The sequence below is a fragment of the Haemophilus haemolyticus genome (genome assembly GCF_003351405.1).
GTDB lineage: Bacteria > Pseudomonadota > Gammaproteobacteria > Enterobacterales > Pasteurellaceae > Haemophilus > Haemophilus haemolyticus_N.
Genome location: NZ_CP031240.1, coordinates 104,604 through 123,578 on the forward strand (window position 1 = coordinate 104,604; position 18,975 = coordinate 123,578).

8 protein-coding genes, 5 tRNA genes and 3 rRNA genes are annotated in these 18,975 nt (G+C 39.2%); 5 read left to right on the forward strand and 11 right to left on the reverse strand.

Going from position 1 to position 18,975, the window contains the following annotated elements; translation table 11 throughout:
• Position 1 precedes the first annotated feature (1 nt).
• Together DV427_RS09645 and DV427_RS00480 are read left to right on the forward strand one after the other, a co-directional pair.
• Complete coding sequence (locus DV427_RS09645) at positions 2 to 1,672, forward strand: AAA family ATPase (RefSeq protein ID WP_114890928.1); 1,671 nt, start codon at positions 2 to 4, stop codon at positions 1,670 to 1,672.
• Between the two features lie 15 nt (positions 1,673 to 1,687).
• Positions 1,688 to 4,771, forward strand: coding sequence for a type I restriction endonuclease subunit R (locus DV427_RS00480; RefSeq protein ID WP_114890929.1), 3,084 nt, complete (start codon positions 1,688 to 1,690; stop codon positions 4,769 to 4,771).
• Between the two features lie 80 nt (positions 4,772 to 4,851).
• Here DV427_RS00480 and DV427_RS00485 read toward each other — a convergent pair whose 3' ends face one another.
• The 11 genes from DV427_RS00485 to DV427_RS00535 form a co-directional block, all read right to left on the reverse strand.
• Complete coding sequence (locus DV427_RS00485) at positions 4,852 to 6,648, reverse strand: ATP-binding protein (RefSeq protein WP_114890930.1); 1,797 nt, start codon at positions 6,646 to 6,648, stop codon at positions 4,852 to 4,854.
• 113 nt (positions 6,649 to 6,761) lie between these two features.
• On the reverse strand, positions 6,762 to 7,349 hold the full coding sequence (locus DV427_RS00490) for a uracil-DNA glycosylase family protein (RefSeq protein ID WP_114890931.1): 588 nt from the start codon (positions 7,347 to 7,349) through the stop codon (positions 6,762 to 6,764).
• A 252-nt stretch (positions 7,350 to 7,601) separates the two neighbouring features.
• A 5S ribosomal RNA gene (gene rrf / locus DV427_RS00495) occupies positions 7,602 to 7,717 on the reverse strand.
• 118 nt (positions 7,718 to 7,835) lie between these two features.
• Positions 7,836 to 10,732: ribosomal RNA gene (locus DV427_RS00500) — 23S ribosomal RNA — on the reverse strand.
• Positions 10,733 to 11,001: 269 nt separating this feature from the next.
• Positions 11,002 to 11,077: transfer RNA gene (locus DV427_RS00505), tRNA-Glu, on the reverse strand.
• A gap of 123 nt (positions 11,078 to 11,200) precedes the next feature.
• Positions 11,201 to 12,740 (reverse strand): 16S ribosomal RNA (locus tag DV427_RS00510).
• The 16S, 23S and 5S rRNA genes sit together here with 4 tRNA genes alongside, the layout of an rRNA operon.
• 174 nt (positions 12,741 to 12,914) lie before the next feature.
• Positions 12,915 to 12,991, reverse strand: a tRNA-Pro gene (locus DV427_RS00515).
• A 21-nt stretch (positions 12,992 to 13,012) separates the two neighbouring features.
• Positions 13,013 to 13,088 (reverse strand) — tRNA-His (locus tag DV427_RS00520).
• 26 nt (positions 13,089 to 13,114) lie between these two features.
• A tRNA-Arg gene (locus tag DV427_RS00525) sits at positions 13,115 to 13,191 on the reverse strand.
• A gap of 148 nt (positions 13,192 to 13,339) precedes the next feature.
• Positions 13,340 to 15,475 carry a bifunctional 23S rRNA (guanine(2069)-N(7))-methyltransferase RlmK/23S rRNA (guanine(2445)-N(2))-methyltransferase RlmL gene (rlmKL, locus tag DV427_RS00530; protein WP_114890932.1) on the reverse strand — a complete coding sequence of 712 codons (2,136 nt, stop codon included), beginning with the start codon at positions 15,473 to 15,475 and terminating at the stop codon, positions 13,340 to 13,342.
• A gap of 130 nt (positions 15,476 to 15,605) precedes the next feature.
• A tRNA-Met gene (locus DV427_RS00535) sits at positions 15,606 to 15,682 on the reverse strand.
• A gap of 185 nt (positions 15,683 to 15,867) precedes the next feature.
• Here DV427_RS00535 and mltA point away from each other — a divergent pair.
• The 3 genes from mltA (at position 15,868) to znuA (ending at position 18,950) form a co-directional block, all read left to right on the forward strand.
• Positions 15,868 to 16,980, forward strand: coding sequence for a murein transglycosylase A (gene mltA / locus DV427_RS00540; RefSeq protein ID WP_046939505.1), 1,113 nt, complete (start codon positions 15,868 to 15,870; stop codon positions 16,978 to 16,980).
• Positions 16,980 to 17,750 carry a tRNA cyclic N6-threonylcarbamoyladenosine(37) synthase TcdA gene (gene tcdA / locus DV427_RS00545; RefSeq protein ID WP_162790240.1) on the forward strand — a complete coding sequence of 257 codons (771 nt, stop codon included), beginning with the start codon at positions 16,980 to 16,982 and terminating at the stop codon, positions 17,748 to 17,750. Before mltA ends, tcdA begins: the two co-directional genes overlap by 1 nt.
• 171 nt (positions 17,751 to 17,921) lie before the next feature.
• Entirely contained in the window at positions 17,922 to 18,950 is a 1,029-nt protein-coding gene (znuA, locus tag DV427_RS00550; protein ID WP_114890934.1) for a zinc ABC transporter substrate-binding protein ZnuA, read from the forward strand.
• Positions 18,951 to 18,975: the final 25 nt, after the last annotated feature.

Below are 18,975 nucleotides of genomic sequence, written 5' to 3' on the forward strand. Positions count from 1 at the left end.
TATGACTAAAAGTTTAGACGAAATTGCAAAACAATTAAGAGATTCTGATAAAAAGGTTAATCTAATTTACGCCTTTAATGGAAGTGGAAAAACCCGTTTATCAAAAGTATTTAAGAATCTTATTGCACCTAAAGAAAATCACGACAATGAAGAAGATCTAACACGAAGAAAAATACTTTATTTCAATGCATTTACCGAAGATTTATTCTATTGGGATAATGATCTACTTAATGACACAGAACCAAAATTAAAGATTCAACCAAATTCTTTTATTCGCTGGTTGATTAGAGATCAAGGGGATGAAGGTAAAGTAATTGGAAAATTTCATCATTATTGTGATGAAAAACTTATGCCTAAATTTGATATAGAAAATAATCAAATTACATTCAGTTTTGCGCGTGGAGATGATACGCCTGAAGAAAATATAAAACTATCGAAGGGGGAAGAAAGTAATTTTATTTGGAGTATTTTTCATACGTTAATTGAACAAGTTGTTGCAGAATTAAATATCTCAGAGCCTAGTGAACGCACTACTAATGAATTTGATGAACTTAAATATATCTTTATTGATGATCCAGTAAGTTCATTGGATGAAAATCATCTTATTCAATTAGCTGTTGATTTAGCAGAATTAGTCAAAGATAGTCCTGATACTATAAAATTTATTATCACCACACACAATCCTTTATTTTATAATATTCTATATAACGAGACTAGTAAATTAAAAAATAATAAACGTGGAACATTTAGACTTGAGAAAACAGAAGATAATACTCATAATTTATACCATCAAAACAATGACTCCCCTTTCACTTATCAGGTTCATCTATTTCATAAACTTGAGGATATTTTTAAGAAAGAAATTCAACCAGAAGAATTTTTAAAAGAATTTTTTCTTGATATAGAAAATGATTTTAAATATAAAAAAGAAAATTTTTTAAGCACTTCAGAATATGACATATGGCTATTATCAGATAAAAATCCAACGTATTATATTAGAGATATTCTAAATGACGATATAAACAAAGAAATATCTAAGTTATTAATCCAAAAAATAGAAAAAGAAAAAGAAAAAGAAGAAGAAAAAGAAGAAGAAAAAGAAGAAGAAAAAGAAGAAGAAAAAGAAGAAAACAAAGAATTCAAGCTAAGCAAAAATGTAAGAGAAACATTAAGCATTAATGTGGTAGACTTATTAAATAAAAAAGAAATATTGAATGATAACATAGTAAATATATTAAATGGCGGAAAAATAAATGATAAAGAACTATCTATTTTTTACCAACAAGTCAATGATAAAATAAAAGAAGATACATTCTTTATAAAAAAATTTTATGTTTCAGATCATGAGTTTAAAATTTCATTCTTTAAAGAAAAAAACATTGAAGATTGTCAAGTAGAAAAGTATCATTTTAACCTGATTAGAAATATACTCGAGAAGCTTGCTACATTTCTTGGCTATAGAGATATGAAAAATGTGTTACCTCAAGATAGTAGTGGCCCAGATCCATATATGAATAGAATAGTTAACTTATCAAGCCATTCAAAGCATTCAGGTGAGGAGACTGTATATATTTCATCTAATGATAAGCGCGTTCTTAAAAATTTAGTAGAAGAACATATATATAAAAAATATCACTTTAGAAGTAATTTCATTAAACTTGGTAAAATTTAAGTTGGTAAAAATTTTATGAATGACTATTCCACAATCGCCGAATCCAATCATTTTATCGTTTTAGATCAATATAATAAATTAGTGGAAGAGCCTAACGCTGGTTACCAAACGGAAGGGAGTCTTGAGCGTGAGTTTATTCGTGATTTACAGGCGCAAGGCTATGAGTATTTACAAGAACTCAATGGTCATGATGCGTTGGTTAAAAACTTACGGGCGCAATTACAGCGCTTGAACAATGTAGTTTTCTCTGATGCAGAATGGCGACGTTTTTTAGAAGAATATTTGGATAAACCAAGTGATAACTTGATTGAGAAAACCCGTAAAATTCACAACAATTATATTTATGATTTTGTGTTTGATAACGGTCGCATTCAGAATATTTATTTGTTAGATAAACAAAATCTCGCTCGTAATACTGTGCAAGTAATTAATCAATTTGAGCAAAAAGGCACAGCAGAGAATCGCTATGATGTGACAATCTTAGTCAATGGCTTACCGTTAATTCAAGTGGAATTAAAAAAACGTGGCGTATCAATTCGTGAAGCCTTTAACCAAATTCATCGTTACAGTAAAGAAAGTTTTAATAAAGAAAATTCGCTTTTCAAATATCTACAAATTTTTGTGATTTCCAACGGTACTGATACCCGCTATTTTGCTAACACAACTAAACGCAATAAAAATAGCTTTGATTTCACAATGAACTGGGCGACCAAAGATAATATTGCGATTAAAGATCTGAAAGATTTCACAGCAACTTTTTTCCAACAACATACTCTACTCAGTATTTTAATTAAATTCTGCGTATTTGATACATCTGACACCTTGCTGATTATGCGACCTTATCAAATTGCCGCAACAGAACGCATTTTGTGGAAAATTCAAAGTTCTTATTTATCAAAAAATTGGAGTAATCGTGAAAGTGGTGGCTATATTTGGCACACCACAGGTTCAGGTAAAACTCTCACCAGTTTTAAAGCCTCTCGCCTTGCGACTGAACTTAATTTTATTGATAAAGTCTTTTTTGTGGTCGATCGTAAAGATTTAGATTATCAAACAATGAAAGAATATCAGCGTTTTTCACCTGATAGCGTGAATGGTTCGGAAAGTACCGCAGGGCTTAAACGCAATATTGAAAAAGATGATAACAAAATTATCGTAACCACCATTCAAAAGTTGAATAATTTGATGAAATCGGAAGAGAATTTGCCGATTTATCAAAAACAAGTCGTATTTATTTTTGATGAAGCACATCGCTCCCAATTTGGTGAAGCACAAAAAAATCTAAAACGTAAATTCAAAAAATTCTATCAATTTGGTTTTACAGGCACACCTATTTTCCCTGAAAACGCATTAGGTGCGGAAACGACAGCCAGTGTGTTCGGTACTGAATTGCATTCTTATGTGATAACCGATGCTATTCGTGATGACAAGGTACTGAAATTCAAGGTCGATTACAACGATGTCCGCCCACAATTTAAAGCCTTAGAAATAGAAAAAGATCCTGAAAAATTAACCGCACTTGAGCAGAAACAAGCCTTTTTACACCCTGAGCGTATTAAAGAAATCTCGCAATATTTGCTTAACAATTTTAAACAGAAAACCCACCGCTTGAACGCCACAGGTAAAGGCTTTAATGCAATGTTTGCGGTAAGCAGTGTGGAAGCGGCAAAACGTTATTACGAAACTTTGCAAAATCTACAGTCTGAACAAGAAAAACCGTTAAGAATTGCCACCATTTTCTCTTTTGCGGCAAATGAAGAACAAGATGCGATTGGCGATATTCCAGATGAGACCTTTGAACCCACTGCTCTAAACAGTACGGCAAAAGAATTTTTAATGAAAGCCATTGATGATTACAATCACTACTTTGGCACGAGTTATGGTGTAGATAGTCAATCATTCCAAAATTACTATCGTGATCTTGCCAAACGTGTGAAAAATCAGGAAGTGGATTTACTAATTGTGGTCGGAATGTTCTTAACAGGCTTTGATGCCCCTACGTTGAATACACTTTTCGTGGACAAAAACTTGCGTTATCACGGATTAATGCAGGCTTTTTCTCGCACCAACCGCATTTATGACACAACTAAAACCTTTGGGAATATCGTCACTTTCCGCGATTTAGAGCAAAATACCGTTGATGCAATCACACTATTTGGCGATAAAAATACGAAGAATGTCGTACTAGAGAAAAGTTATGACAGCTATTTTAACGGTGATGACAATCAACGTGGTTATTTAGAGGTTGTTCAAGAGCTGCAAAATCGCTTTCCTAATCCAACAGAAATCGAAACAGAGCAAGATAAAAAAGAGTTTGTAAAATTATTTGGCGAATATTTACATATTGAAAATATTTTGCAAAATTACGATGAATTTTCAGCATTGCAAGCCTTACAAGCGGTCGATTTAAATGATCCGATTGCAATGGAGAAATTCAAGCAAGTACATTATGTGAATGATGAACAAATTGCAGAAATGCTGAAAGTACCCACTTTACCAGTAAGAGCGGAGCAAGATTATCGTTCAACTTATAATGATATTCGCGATTGGCTACGCCAAAGAAAAGAGGGGAATGATAAAGATAATTCGCCGATAAATTGGGATGATGTCGTGTTTGAAGTGGATTTATTAAAATCTCAAGAAATCAATTTGGATTATATTCTTGCGTTAATTTTCGAACATCATAAGAAAAACCAAGACAAAGAGGTGTTAATTGATGAAATCCGCCGCACAGTTCGTTCAAGTTTAGGTAACCGTGCTAAAGAGAGCTTGATTGTCGATTTTATCAACCAAACAAATTTAAATGATATTCCCGATAAAGCAAGCTTGATTGATGCCTTTTTCCTTTTTGCCCAGAACGAGCAACAAAAAGAAGCAAAAACCTTAATTCAAGAAGAAAATTTGAATGTCGATGCAGCAAAACGCTATATCAGCACTTCATTAAAACGAGAATATGCCAGTGAAAACGGCACGGCACTTAATGAAGTATTGCCAAAAATGAGTCCACTTAATCCACAATATCTCACTAAAAAACAGACGATTTTCCAAAAAATTGCTGCATTTGTAGAGAAATTTAAAGGGGTTGGGGGAAAGATTTAAATTTAATATATCAATCATTAAATCCAGCAGTTTTATCCTAAAACTGCTGGATTATTGTTATCTGTCCAAATAAAAATTCATTAGTATTCACAAAATTGAGCTAAGTCTTCCACATTTTCTAACCAGTGATTTCCAATTTCATCAATCAATTCAGCGCAATTGAAAATATCAGAATTTTTAGCCGCACTTTCTAAAGTATCCGCTAATTGACGTAAATAATTTAACCCTACCGATGCTGCTGCTCCTTTAATTTTATGGGCTGTTTCTTCTGTTTCTTTCATATTATCTTTTGATAATTGAGCAAGATAATTTGGCATAGTTTGTTTGAATAAAGATAAATTTTCTAAAATTTGGGATTTTCCAAGGGTTTCAATTAATGCCAAATCAAACTTTTCTGAAAATACACTAGTATCATTTACTTCGATTATAGGTTCCCTTTCATCCGCAAAAAATTGCTGTAAACAATGGTGTAAATCCTTAATTGAAATGGGTTTGCGTAATACGCCATCCATGCCCATTTCTAAATATTCTTGCTCGCTTTGCATAACATTGGCGGTAAAAGCAATCATTGGCGGTAAAAAATCATAAATACCGTTCTCATAATTCTCTCGCAAATATTGGGCGATTTCAAAACCACTCATATCTGGCAATTTAATATCTAGCAATAGAATGTCGTAAACATTTTTCTCAAATAAAGTGATCGCCTGCTTGCCATTTGTCGCAACATCAACATGATGCCCGAGTTTTTCTAAAATAGTTTTCGCAACCATAATATTGAGGTCAACATCCTCCACTAAAAGAATGTTCAAAGATGGAATATTTTTCTTAACGGATTCTTTTTCAGAAATTTCTTGAGCGTGGAGAGTAAGATGGAAAGTCGCCCCTTTTCCTCGTTCACTTTCAACCGTTAAATCTCCTTCCATTAACTGAGCGAGATTTTTAGAAATAGCCAACCCAATACCGCTACCCGCACTTTGCTGACGACTTTCTTTCACTTGATAATACATTTCAAAAATATGTTTTTGTTCTTCAAGTGAAATCCCCATTCCTGTATCTTTCACAATAAAATGGTAACAATCCTGATTTCTGATAATTTTCAGAATAATATTTCCCTGATCCGTAAACTTCACCGCATTACTAATTAAGTTCCACAAGATTTGGCTCAAGCGCACACGATCAAGATTCAACCAATTAGGCAAATTAGGTTCAAGCTCTAAAGAAAAAATAAGATTTTTTTGTTTGGCAAGGAAACTGGCAAAATTATAAATATCGTTTAATAAGGCGAGGAAATCTGTTGGCTGTCGATTTAATTCAATTCGACTGGCATCAATTTTTTCCAAATCAATAATATCACTAAAAATATAGCCTAAGCTGACCGCACTTATGTTGATAGTTTTTAAATAATTACGTTGACGATCATCTAATTCATCATCAAGTAAAATCTGGCTAAGCCCGACAATACCATTCAATGGCGTGCGCAATTCATGGCTTATTGTGGCAAGTAAGGTACTTTTATCACGGCTATTTTTTTCCAACTTTTCCAATGCTTGGGATAATTTTTTCTGAGCGGCAATTCGCTCGGCGACCTCATTTTCCAATCGACTAACCGAGCTAGAAAGATCAAGGCGAGAATGTTCAAGTTTTTCGACCAATAAAGTGAAAAAATAAATAACAAAAGGCGCAGTGAGTAACCCAAAAGTTACCGAACGAAAAATATCTACCCAAGAAATCTGATGAACAATAAATAGACTAAATAAAATCTGAGTACAAAGTGCTAAAACCGCGAGAATCATCACACCTAAAAGAGAAAAACGAAGGCGCCCAAGACGAATAACCCAATCCACATAACTCTGAGCAAAATATTTGAAATTTTTCATCAAATCTCCTAAAACATTATTATCGTTATAAAAAAGCCTGTGCATACAGGCTTTATTATATCCATAAAGTAAAAGAGATTGTTATTACTATGTGTGCGTAAGAAATGAAAAACTTAGTCTTTATTAATTATCTGTTTGAGTAAAATTTGTAATTCAGGAATAACTTGTTCTTCAAACCAGGGATTCTTTGTTATCCAAAGCTGATTACGTGGGGAAGGATGCACGAGAGGCATAAAGTGCGGTAAGAATTGACGATAATTTTTAACCGTGTCAGTTACATTATCTTTATTTTCAGGTAAATAATATTTCTGTGCATATTGCCCAATAAGAATAGTGAGCTGAATATTAGGTAAATTCTCTAAAATCATTGGATGCCATTTTTCTGCGAAACCTTGACGAGGTGGTAAGTCACCAGATTTACCTTTTCCAGGATAATAGAAATCCATGGGAAGAACCGCAAACATCCCAGAATTATAAAAATAATCGTAATCCACACCTAGCCAATCACGCAGACGATCACCGCTTTTATCATTCCAATATAAACGAGTTTGCTCAGCTTTTAACCCCGGAGCTTGACCAACAATATTAATTCGAGCTGTTTTAGGAGCCGAAAATAAAGGCAAGATGCTACGTTCTGTAAAATCTTTATTTTGAGGATCAGCGATAATACTTGAAGTTATTTCGTCTAAATTTTTAAGCATAATGAATGAGATTAGAAATGAGTATATAAAGTCTATTTGAAAAATATGAAAAATAAAAATACTAAATGATATAAATAGATATATTTATTAATATATTATGGACAATATAAAAAACTTAGTCTCTGGACAAAGCTACCTATTCTCTACTTTAATCCTTTTCTTTAAATAATGAGTAAATTCCAAAAACAAAAACCCCATATCTTTCAACACGGGGTTCTTTTGTTTCTATTTAATTTAGATATGTATTTAGTAACCTGGCGGTGCCCTACTCTCACATGGGGATGCCCCACACTACCATCGGCATTACAGCGTTTCACTTCTGAGTTCGGTATGGTGTCAGGTGGTTCCACCGCACTATCGCCGCCAGGATAATTCTTTGATAACGTTTATTCTAACTTCTATCTATGTTCTTCATTGGCCACAAGCTGAACGTTTAGTTAATTTCTTTTTCTTTCACTCTGTTTTCCAAAAACACTTGAGCGTTGTATAGTTAAGCCTCTCGGGCAATTAGTATGCGTTAGCTCAATGACTCACATCACTTACACACCGCACCTATCTACGTCTTAGTCTTAAACAACCCTTACAGGTTTATAACCTGGGAGAACTCATCTCTTGGCAAGTTTCGTGCTTAGATGCTTTCAGCACTTATCTCTTCCGCACTTAGCTACCCGGCAATGCGTCTGGCGACACAACCGGAACACCAGTGGTGCGTCCACTCCGGTCCTCTCGTACTAGGAGCAGCCCCAACCAATTCTCCAACGCCCACGGCAGATAGGGACCGAACTGTCTCACGACGTTCTAAACCCAGCTCGCGTACCACTTTAAATGGCGAACAGCCATACCCTTGGGACCTACTTCAGCCCCAGGATGTGATGAGCCGACATCGAGGTGCCAAACACCGCCGTCGATATGAACTCTTGGGCGGTATCAGCCTGTTATCCCCGGAGTACCTTTTATCCGTTGAGCGATGGCCCTTCCATTCAGAACCACCGGATCACTATGACCTACTTTCGTACCTGCTCGACTTGTCTGTCTCGCAGTTAAGCTTGCTTATACCATTGCACTAACCTCACGATGTCCGACCGTGATTAGCAAACCTTCGTGCTCCTCCGTTACTCTTTGGGAGGAGACCGCCCCAGTCAAACTACCCACCAGACACTGTCCGAGACCGCGTTCCGCAATCTTCGTTAGAACATCAAACGTTAAAGGGTGGTATTTCAAGGACGACTCCATAATCACTGGCGTGACTACTTCTAAGTCTCCCACCTATCCTACACATCAAAATTCAATGTTCAGTGTCAAGCTATAGTAAAGGTTCACGGGGTCTTTCCGTCTAGCCGCGGGTACACCGCATCTTCACGGCGATTTCAATTTCACTGAGTCTCGGGTGGAGACAGCCTGGCCATCATTATGCCATTCGTGCAGGTCGGAACTTACCCGACAAGGAATTTCGCTACCTTAGGACCGTTATAGTTACGGCCGCCGTTTACTGGGGCTTCGATCAGGAGCTTCTCTTTCGATTACACCATCAATTAACCTTCCAGCACCGGGCAGGCATCACACCCTATACGTCCACTTTCGTGTTTGCAGAGTGCTGTGTTTTTAATAAACAGTTGCAGCCAGCTGGTATCTTCGACCGGTTCAACCTTCAGGGGCTAGCCCTTACAATCTACGCCGGCGCACCTTCTCCCGAAGTTACGGTGCTATTTTGCCTAGTTCCTTCACCCGAGTTCTCTCAAGCGCCTGAGTATTCTCTACCTGACCACCTGTGTCGGTTTTCAGTACGGTTTAGATAAACCTGAAGCTTAGTGGCTTTTCCTGGAAGTGTGGTATCGGTTACTTCAGCTCCTTAGAGCCTCGTCATCATCTCTCAGTGTTAAGGAAGTCCGGATTTGCCTAAACTTCCCACCTACCAACTTAAACGCACATATCCAACAGTGCGATAACCTAACCTACTCCGTCCCCACATCGCAGTTTATCCAAGTACAGGAATATTAACCTGTTTCCCATCGACTACGCTCTTCAGCCTCGCCTTAGGGGCCGACTCACCCTGCCCCGATTAACGTTGGACAGGAACCCTTGGTCTTCCGGCGAACGGGTTTTTCACCCGTTTTATCGTTACTTATGTCAGCATTCGCACTTGTGATACGTCCAGCATGCTTCTCAACACACCTTCATCCGCTTACACAACGCTCCCCTACCCAACAGACTTATGTCTGATGCCGCAGCTTCGGTGCTATATTTCAGCCCCGTTACATCTTCCGCGCAGGCCGACTCGACTAGTGAGCTATTACGCTTTCTTTAAATGATGGCTGCTTCTAAGCCAACATCCTAGCTGTCTAAGCCTTCCCACTTCGTTTCCCACTTAATATAGACTTTGGGACCTTAGCTGGCGGTCTGGGTTGTTTCCCTCTCCACGACGGACGTTAGCACCCGCCGTGTGTCTCCTGAGTATCACTCTTTGGTATTCGTAGTTTGCATCGGGTTGGTAATCCGGGATGGACCCCTAGCCGAAACAGTGCTCTACCCCCAAAGGTGTCCGCTCAAGGCTCTACCTAAATAGATTTCGGGGAGAACCAGCTATCTCCCGGTTTGATTGGCCTTTCACCCCCAGCCACAAGTCATCCGCTAATTTTTCAACATTAGTCGGTTCGGTCCTCCAGTTAGTGTTACCCAACCTTCAACCTGCCCATGGCTAGATCACCGGGTTTCGGGTCTATACCTTGCAACTAGTCGCCCAGTTAAGACTCGGTTTCCCTTCGGCTCCCCTATTCGGTTAACCTCGCTACAAAATATAAGTCGCTGACCCATTATACAAAAGGTACGCAGTCACCCTTTCAGGCTCCCACTGCTTGTACGTACAAGGTTTCAGGTTCTATTTCACTCCCCTCACCGGGGTTCTTTTCGCCTTTCCTTCACAGTACTGGTTCACTATCGGTCAATCAGGAGTATTTAGCCTTGGAGGATGGTCCCCCCATCTTCAAACAGGATATCACGTGTCCCGCCCTACTTCTCGTTAACTTAGTACCACAGCCTGGATGTCGAGTACGGGGCTATCACCCTGTGTCGCTAAGCTTCCCAGCTTATTCCTCTATCTCTGCTGTTATCATTAACAGGCTCTTTCGCTTTCGCTCGCCGCTACTGACGAAATCTCGGTTGATTTCTTTTCCTCGGGGTACTTAGATGTTTCAGTTCTCCCGGTTTGCCTCACTTACCTATGGATTCAGTAAGTGATAGTAGATTCTTCATCTACTGGGTTTCCCCATTCGGATATCTTGGATTAAACGCCTCTTATCGACTCATCCAAGCTTTTCGCAGATTAGCACGTCCTTCTTCGCCTCTGATTGCCAAGGCATCCACCTTGTACGCTTAGTCACTTAACTATACAACCTCAAATGTTTTCAATCACTTTAAGTTTTCACTTCAAAGTGTGGTCAATTTGATGCGTATTTTCATTCAACTAAACACTTGATTGCTTTTGTTCAATCAAGATTTTATGCAAAACAGGTTTGCTCTCAGAGTTTCCTTCTCAGTTCCCTCTTTTCACTTTCCTATTTTGCCTACTCAGACTTTCTCTCGAAAATCTCTTGTTTTCAGCTTGTTTCCAATTTTTTAAAGAACAGTAAGATAATCTAACAAAGTTATCTTTAATTGGCGTCCCCACGGGGATTCGAACCCCGGTTACCGCCGTGAAAGGGCGATGTCCTAGGCCTCTAGACGATGGGGACATCAATTAAAGATACTCTATCTTCTTTTTATCTTTCAACGTTGCTTTCGCTTCGTTTTCACTTGCTCATTTGTCTACAACTATCAGCCAATCTGTGTGAGCACTCGCTGTCTCTCGTCTTTGGTAAGGAGGTGATCCAACCGCAGGTTCCCCTACGGTTACCTTGTTACGACTTCACCCCAGTCATGAATCATACCGTGGTAAACGCCCTCCAAAAGGTTAAGCTATCTACTTCTGGTACAACCCACTCCCATGGTGTGACGGGCGGTGTGTACAAGGCCCGGGAACGTATTCACCGCGACATTCTGATTCGCGATTACTAGCGATTCCGACTTCATGGAGTCGAGTTGCAGACTCCAATCCGGACTTAGACGTACTTTCTGAGATTCGCTCCACCTCGCGGCATCGCCACCCTCTGTATACGCCATTGTAGCACGTGTGTAGCCCTACTCGTAAGGGCCATGATGACTTGACGTCATCCCCACCTTCCTCCAGTTTATCACTGGCAGTCTCCTTTGAGTTCCCGACCGAATCGCTGGCAACAAAGGATAAGGGTTGCGCTCGTTGCGGGACTTAACCCAACATTTCACAACACGAGCTGACGACAGCCATGCAGCACCTGTCTCATGGTTCCCGAAGGCACTCCCGTATCTCTACAGGATTCCATGGATGTCAAGAGTAGGTAAGGTTCTTCGCGTTGCATCGAATTAAACCACATGCTCCACCGCTTGTGCGGGCCCCCGTCAATTCATTTGAGTTTTAACCTTGCGGCCGTACTCCCCAGGCGGTCGATTTATCACGTTAGCTACGGGCACCAAGCTTTAAGCCCAATCCCCAAATCGACAGCGTTTACAGCGTGGACTACCAGGGTATCTAATCCTGTTTGCTCCCCACGCTTTCGCACATGAGCGTCAGTACATTCCCAAGGGGCTGCCTTCGCCTTCGGTATTCCTCCACATCTCTACGCATTTCACCGCTACACGTGGAATTCTACCCCTCCCTAAAGTACTCTAGTTACCCAGTCTGAAATGCAATTCCCAGGTTAAGCCCGGGGCTTTCACACCTCACTTAAATAACCGCCTGCGTGCCCTTTACGCCCAGTTATTCCGATTAACGCTCGCACCCTCCGTATTACCGCGGCTGCTGGCACGGAGTTAGCCGGTGCTTCTTCTGTATTTAACGTCAATGATATGTACTATTAGCACACATCCCTTCCTCAATACCGAAAGAACTTTACAACCCGAAGGCCTTCTTCATTCACGCGGCATGGCTGCGTCAGGGTTCCCCCCATTGCGCAATATTCCCCACTGCTGCCTCCCGTAGGAGTCTGGACCGTGTCTCAGTTCCAGTGTGGCTGGCCATCCTCTCAGACCAGCTAGAGATCGCAGGCTTGGTAGGCCTTTACCCCACCAACTACCTAATCCCACTTGGGCTCATCTCATGGCATGCGGCCTTACGGTCCCGCACTTTCATCTTCCGATACTACGCGGTATTAGCTACAGTTTCCCGTAGTTATCCCCCTCCATAAGCCAGATTCCCAAGCATTACTCACCCGTCCGCCACTCGTCAGCAAGAAAGCAAGCTTTCTCCTGCTACCGTTCGACTTGCATGTGTTAAGCCTGCCGCCAGCGTTCAATCTGAGCCATGATCAAACTCTTCAATTCAAGTTCAATCGCTCAATAAACTACTTAGCTATAAATAAAACACTACTTAAAAAGTAATTATGAATTTTCAGTTAAGCACCTATTAAGACTTCAAAATTAAAAATATTTTAAAACAAGTCAATCAACAAGTGCCCACACAGATTGTCTGATAGATTGTTAAAGAGCAAAATAAAGTGGTCGGCGAGATAGGATTTGAACCTACGACCCACTGGTCCCAAACCAGTTGCGCTACCAAGCTGCGCTACTCGCCGTCAGATCTTATAAAGATAAGATGGGGTGGCTAATGGGATTCGAACCCACGACAACTGGAATCACAATCCAGGGCTCTACCAACTGAGCTATAGCCACCATTAAAAGTTGTTATTGCACTGACCTGGCGCGCTCGACAAGATTCGAACTTGCGACCTTTGGCTCCGGAGGCCAACGCTCTATCCAACTGAGCTACGAACGCGTTACTGCGCCGTTGCGGAGGCGTATATTAATGATTTCATAAAACCTTGTCTAGCACTTTTTGAAAAAAAATGTTTGAGCGATAGTTTTTTATTCAGTTTGTTTAAAATTCACTATTTTTTCGACTATTTTTACAACTTGGAAAATCATTATATATGTTGAATCATCCAACAATTATGAATTTGTTTATTACGTTCAAAATCTAGCGGTAAAGTTTTATGCGAAATTTCTACCGCACTTAAACCTAGTTCTTCCAACTCAACTAAATTCATTTTGAATCCACGCTTATTATTCGAAAAAACAATTGTGCCATTATTCGACAAAACTCGTTTTAAATTGCTCATCAATTTCACATGATCTCGTTGAACATCCCAACTCTCTTCCATACGTTTAGAATTTGAAAACGTCGGTGGATCCACAAATATCAAATCAAATTGACGATCACATTTTTCTAACCATTGAAGGCAATCTGCTTGAATTAATTTATGTTGTTTACCTTCAATATCATTCAAAATAAGATTTTGCTCCGCCCAATTAAGATAAGTATTGGACATATCAACGGTCGTTGTCGATTTAGCGCCACCAAGTGCCGCATGAACAGTGGCAGAACCAGTATAAGCAAATAAGTTCAAGAAATCTTTACCTTTTGCCAATTCACCAATCATTTTTCTTGTTAAACGGTGATCTAAGAATAATCCAGTGTCTAAATAATCTGTCAAATTTACCCAAAGTTGCGCGCCATATTCATTCACATAAAAGTATTCACCTTTATTGGCTAATTTCTCATATTGGTTAGTACCTTTTTGTTTCTGACGAACTTTGAGGATCAACTTGTTTGTTTCGACACCCGTAACGTGCAAAGTTGCAGTAACCGCATCTAATAAACGTTGACGCGCTTTATTTTCATCAATATTTTTCGGAGCTGCATATTCTTGCACAACAATGTAATCAGCATAACGATCGACGGCTAAATTATATTCAGGCAAATCGGCATCATATAAACGATAAGCGTCTAATCCTTGTTGCTTTGCCCATTTACTAATTTTCTTAATATTTTTTTGTAATCGATTAGCAAAATCGGTTGCCACCTCCGAAGTGCGGTTAAATTCCAGTTCATTTTTAGCTGTAATTTCGTCAGATTTTCGTTCTGAAACCTGATAATTCTTCTGCACACAATCTAGTGGGCCATTTTTTGCTTTAAACTGTCGGCTGGCACGCATTCTCAAACAATCAAGCAATGTGGATTCACTACTAAAAACAGAAACATTCCAACCGCAAAATTCTTTTTTAAGTCTCTGCCCAAATACAGAATAGAGCGCGATTAAAGCTGGTGTTGTTCCTAAACGTTCCCCATAAGGTGGATTACAGATAACCGTACCGATTTCATTTAAACGAGGATTTTTCAACGCTGCAACATCACCTTGTTGCCATTTAATTAAATGTGAAACGCCTGCATTTTGTGCATTCTTCTTCGCCTTTTTTAATACACGGTGATCAAGGTCAAATCCATAAAAGTGCGGTTGAAGTTCACTTTGTTTTTCTTCTGCTAATTCAATCGCTTCATTTTTTACTTTTTCCCAAGCCGATTGATTATGCGCTTTCCAAAAATCAAATCCCCAATGTAAACGATAAAGTTGCGGTGCAATTTTGGCTTCTATTTGTGCCGCTTCAATTAAAAGCGTGCCAGAACCACACATTGGATCTACTAATGGAGAACCCGCTTGCCAACCTGAACGCATAACAATCGCCACCGCTAGAGTTTCGCGTAAAGGCGCTTGACCTGCATCTTCACGATAGCCTCTCAAATGTAATGCTTCTCCACTTAAATCTAAAGAAATCACTAAATTTTCACGGTTCAAATAAGCATGGATACGCACGTCTGGATGAATTTTATCTACATCAGGGCGAGTTTTACCTTGACGTTCAAAGTAATCGACAATTCCATCTTTAACGCGCATCGCACCAAATTGAGTATGACGAATTTCTTGGTTGGTTCCATTAAAATCGACAAAGAAGGTAACTCGTTCATCAAATTGCGCTAACCAATTAAAGCCTGAAACAGCTGCATAAAGATCCAAATCACTGTAAATTTTGGTTTCAATCAAAGGAAATAAAATACGTGAAGCAAGGCGTGACCAAAGCAAAGTGCGGTATAAAGTTTCGTCATCAGCTTGATAATGAACGCCACCTTGAACCACTTTTGCCTCTTGCGCACCAAGTTCAGTGAGTTCAACTTTTAATAATTCTTCAAAGCCACGAGAAGTCGTTGCAAATAATTGTTTCATTTAGGTACCGGTTTTGAAAATTTTGAGGGATTATAGCATAGAAAAAGATGATCTAACTGAGATCATCATAGCGAGTTAAACTGTAAAAAGAAAAGCCCTGATTTTCTTAAATCAGGGCTTTAGAATTTGTTGGTTGCGGGGGCCGGATTTGAACCGACGGCCTTCGGGTTATGAGCCCGACGAGCTACCAAGCTGCTCCACCCCGCGTCTGATGTGGTGCACTATACGCTATTAATATTTTTTTGCAAGAATTAAACAAAAGTTTATGTTTCATTTGTTAATAAAATGTTCAATGTGAGTTTTTATTAATCAGCTTGACTAAATAACACTGGTCGTTTTGAAGGATTTTTGATAGCGTATGCAGCCTTATTTAAGCTTATTTAGGATTAAAAATGTCAGTTCGAAAATTTTTCTCATTAAAAACATTTTCTATTGCAGTGACAACCGCACTTTTAGTTGCCTGTGGTTCTTCTAATACAACAAAAACTCAAATTCCCACCACGTCAAACGGCAGCGATCCTCAACAATTTGGTGCGAAATATTCTGGTCGTAATTATCAACAAGCTGTGTTTATGCCAGTTTCTCAAGTTGAAAACCAAAGTGCGGTCATTAATCAGGGCGATTTTTTAACACAACTTTCTAATGTACAAAGTTATTCAAGCAAACTATCTGATCGTTTCTATGGCAACTATGAAAAAATTACGAATTGGGTACTTTCTGGCGCCAATGTCAGTGAGCTTTCTAAATTTGGCATTCACCCGCAAATTATGCGTGGGTTCGATGGATATCAAAATGTTTTGATGACAGGCTACTACTCTCCAGTTCTTCATGCACGCCGTTCACCGCAAGGTCAATTCCAAAATCCAATTTATCGTATGCCAGCAAATAAACGTTTTAGCCGTGCGCAAATCTATGCCGGTGCATTAGCGGGTCAAGGATTAGAATTAGCGTATAGTGATTCCATGTTAGAGAACTTTTTACTTGGGGTACAAGGCAGTGGTTATGTAGATTTTGGTGATGGTAATCTTAATTACTTCGCTTATGCAGGACAAAATGGCTTTCCTTACACCGCCGTTGGCCGTTTATTAGTTGAAGATGGCGAAGTACCAAAAGAGAAAATGTCTATCCAAGCAATTCGTGAATGGGGCAACCGTAATCCCTCTCGCGTACAAAGTTTGTTAGAACGTAATTCTTCTTATGTATTCTTCAAAAATGATCCAAGTGGCAAAGTGAAAGGCTCTGCGGGAGTCCCTCTTGTACCAATGGCTTCTGTGGCATCAGATCGTAGCGTTGTACCATCTGGTACTGTTCTTTTAGTCGAAGTGCCTGACATTGATAATAACGGAAACTGGCTTGGCACACACAAATTGCATTTAATGGTTGCTCTTGATGTGGGCGGTGCGGTGAAAGGCCACCACTTTGACTTATATCGTGGCATTGGTGATCAAGCGGGTCATATTGCAGGATTATCAAAACACTATGGCCGAGTATGGGTGTTACAATAATGGCGCCAGTGGACAATTATGAACAGCGATTTGGCGGTATTGGTCGACTTTATACACCTGATGGACTCGCGCGCTTACGCCAAGCCCATATTTGCGTAATAGGCATTGGTGGCGTGGGTTCTTGGGTCGTAGAGGCCTTAGCACGTTCAGGCGTTGGTGAGCTCACATTAATTGATATGGATGATATTTGCGTCACGAATATCAATCGCCAACTTCCTGCGATGAGCGGCACAATCGGCAAACTAAAAACTGAAGTGATGTCAGAGCGAGTAAAATTAATTAACCCAGAATGTACCGTCAATATTATTGATGATTTTATCTCGCCAGAGAATCAATCAGATTACCTCAATCAAGGCTATGACTATGTCATTGATGCCATTGACAATGTGAAAACTAAAGCCTCTCTGATTGCTTATTGTAAACGTAACAAAATTAATGTGATTACTATTGGTGGTGCTGGCGGTCAAACTGATCCAACCCAAATTCAAATTACCGATCTCAGTAAAACCATTCAAGATCCGCTCCTTGCCAAAGTGCGGTCAGTTTTACGCAAGGATTACAATTTTAGCCAAAACCCAAAGCGTAAATTTAGTATCGACGCGGTATTTTCAACACAACCTCTAATATTCCCACAAATGACAGAAGGTTGTTCTATTTCTGCCACAATGAATTGCGCAAATGGGTTTGGTGCAGCCACGATGATTACAGCAACCTTTGGTTTTTTTGCGGTTTCTCGTGTAATAGATAAATTACTAAAGAAAAAATCTTAATCACCTTTTGAAAATGCACATTGACCATAAATGTGCATTTTTTATCGAATGAAACCTATTTACTTTGAAAATGAAAAATTTTCCCTCGTGCTCCCTACAAAATCGTTGCAATTTATATAAAAAGGCGTACTCTCTTTGAGAATTATTACTAACAAGTAAGGAAACAGAAATATGAAAAAACTTTTAAAAATTAGCGCCATTTCTGCTGCACTTTTAAGTGCGCCAATGATGGCGAATGCCGACGTATTGGCATCAGTAAAACCTTTAGGCTTTATTGTTTCATCTATTGCAGATGGCGTAACTGGTACACAAGTCCTTGTTCCTGCTGGAGCCTCTCCGCATGATTACAACTTGAAATTATCTGATATTCAAAAAGTAAAATCTGCCGATTTAGTTGTATGGATTGGTGAGGATGTTGATTCATTTTTAGACAAACCAATTAGCCAAATTGAACGTAAAAAAGTGATTACCATTGCAGATCTTGCTGATGTAGAACCTTTATTAAGTAAAGCTCACCATGAGCATTTCCATGAAGATGGCGATCACGATCATAAACATGAACATGAGCACAAACACGAACATAAACACGATCACGAACATGAACACGGCCATGATCATAAGCACGAGCACGAACATCACGACCACGACCATGACCACGATCACCATGATCATGACGAAGGTTTAACAACAAACTGGCACGTTTGGTATTCTCCAGCGATCAGCAAAATTGTTGCACAAAAAGTAGCGGATAAATTAACTGCACAATTCCCAGATAAAAAAGATTTAATTGCACAAAATCTTTCAGATTTTAACCGCACTTTGGCAGAACAAAGTGAAAAAATTACGGAACAACTTGCGAATGTTAAAGATAAAGGTTTCTACGTTTTCCACGATGCTTATGGTTATTTCAACGATGCTTATGGTTTAAAACAAACGGGTTACTTCACCATCAATCCATTAGTTGCACCAGGTGCAAAAACTTTAGCGCACATTAAAGAAGAAATCGCAGAACATAAAGTAAATTGCTTATTCGCAGAACCACAATTTACGCCAAAAGTGATTGAATCTTTAGCTCAAAATACTAAAGTCAATGTAGGACAACTCGACCCAATTGGCGATAAAGTCACTTTAGGAAAAAATTCTTATGCAACATTCTTACAATCTACCGCAGATAGTTACATGGAATGTTTAGCTAAATAAACCTTTCTAAAAACAATGACCGCAC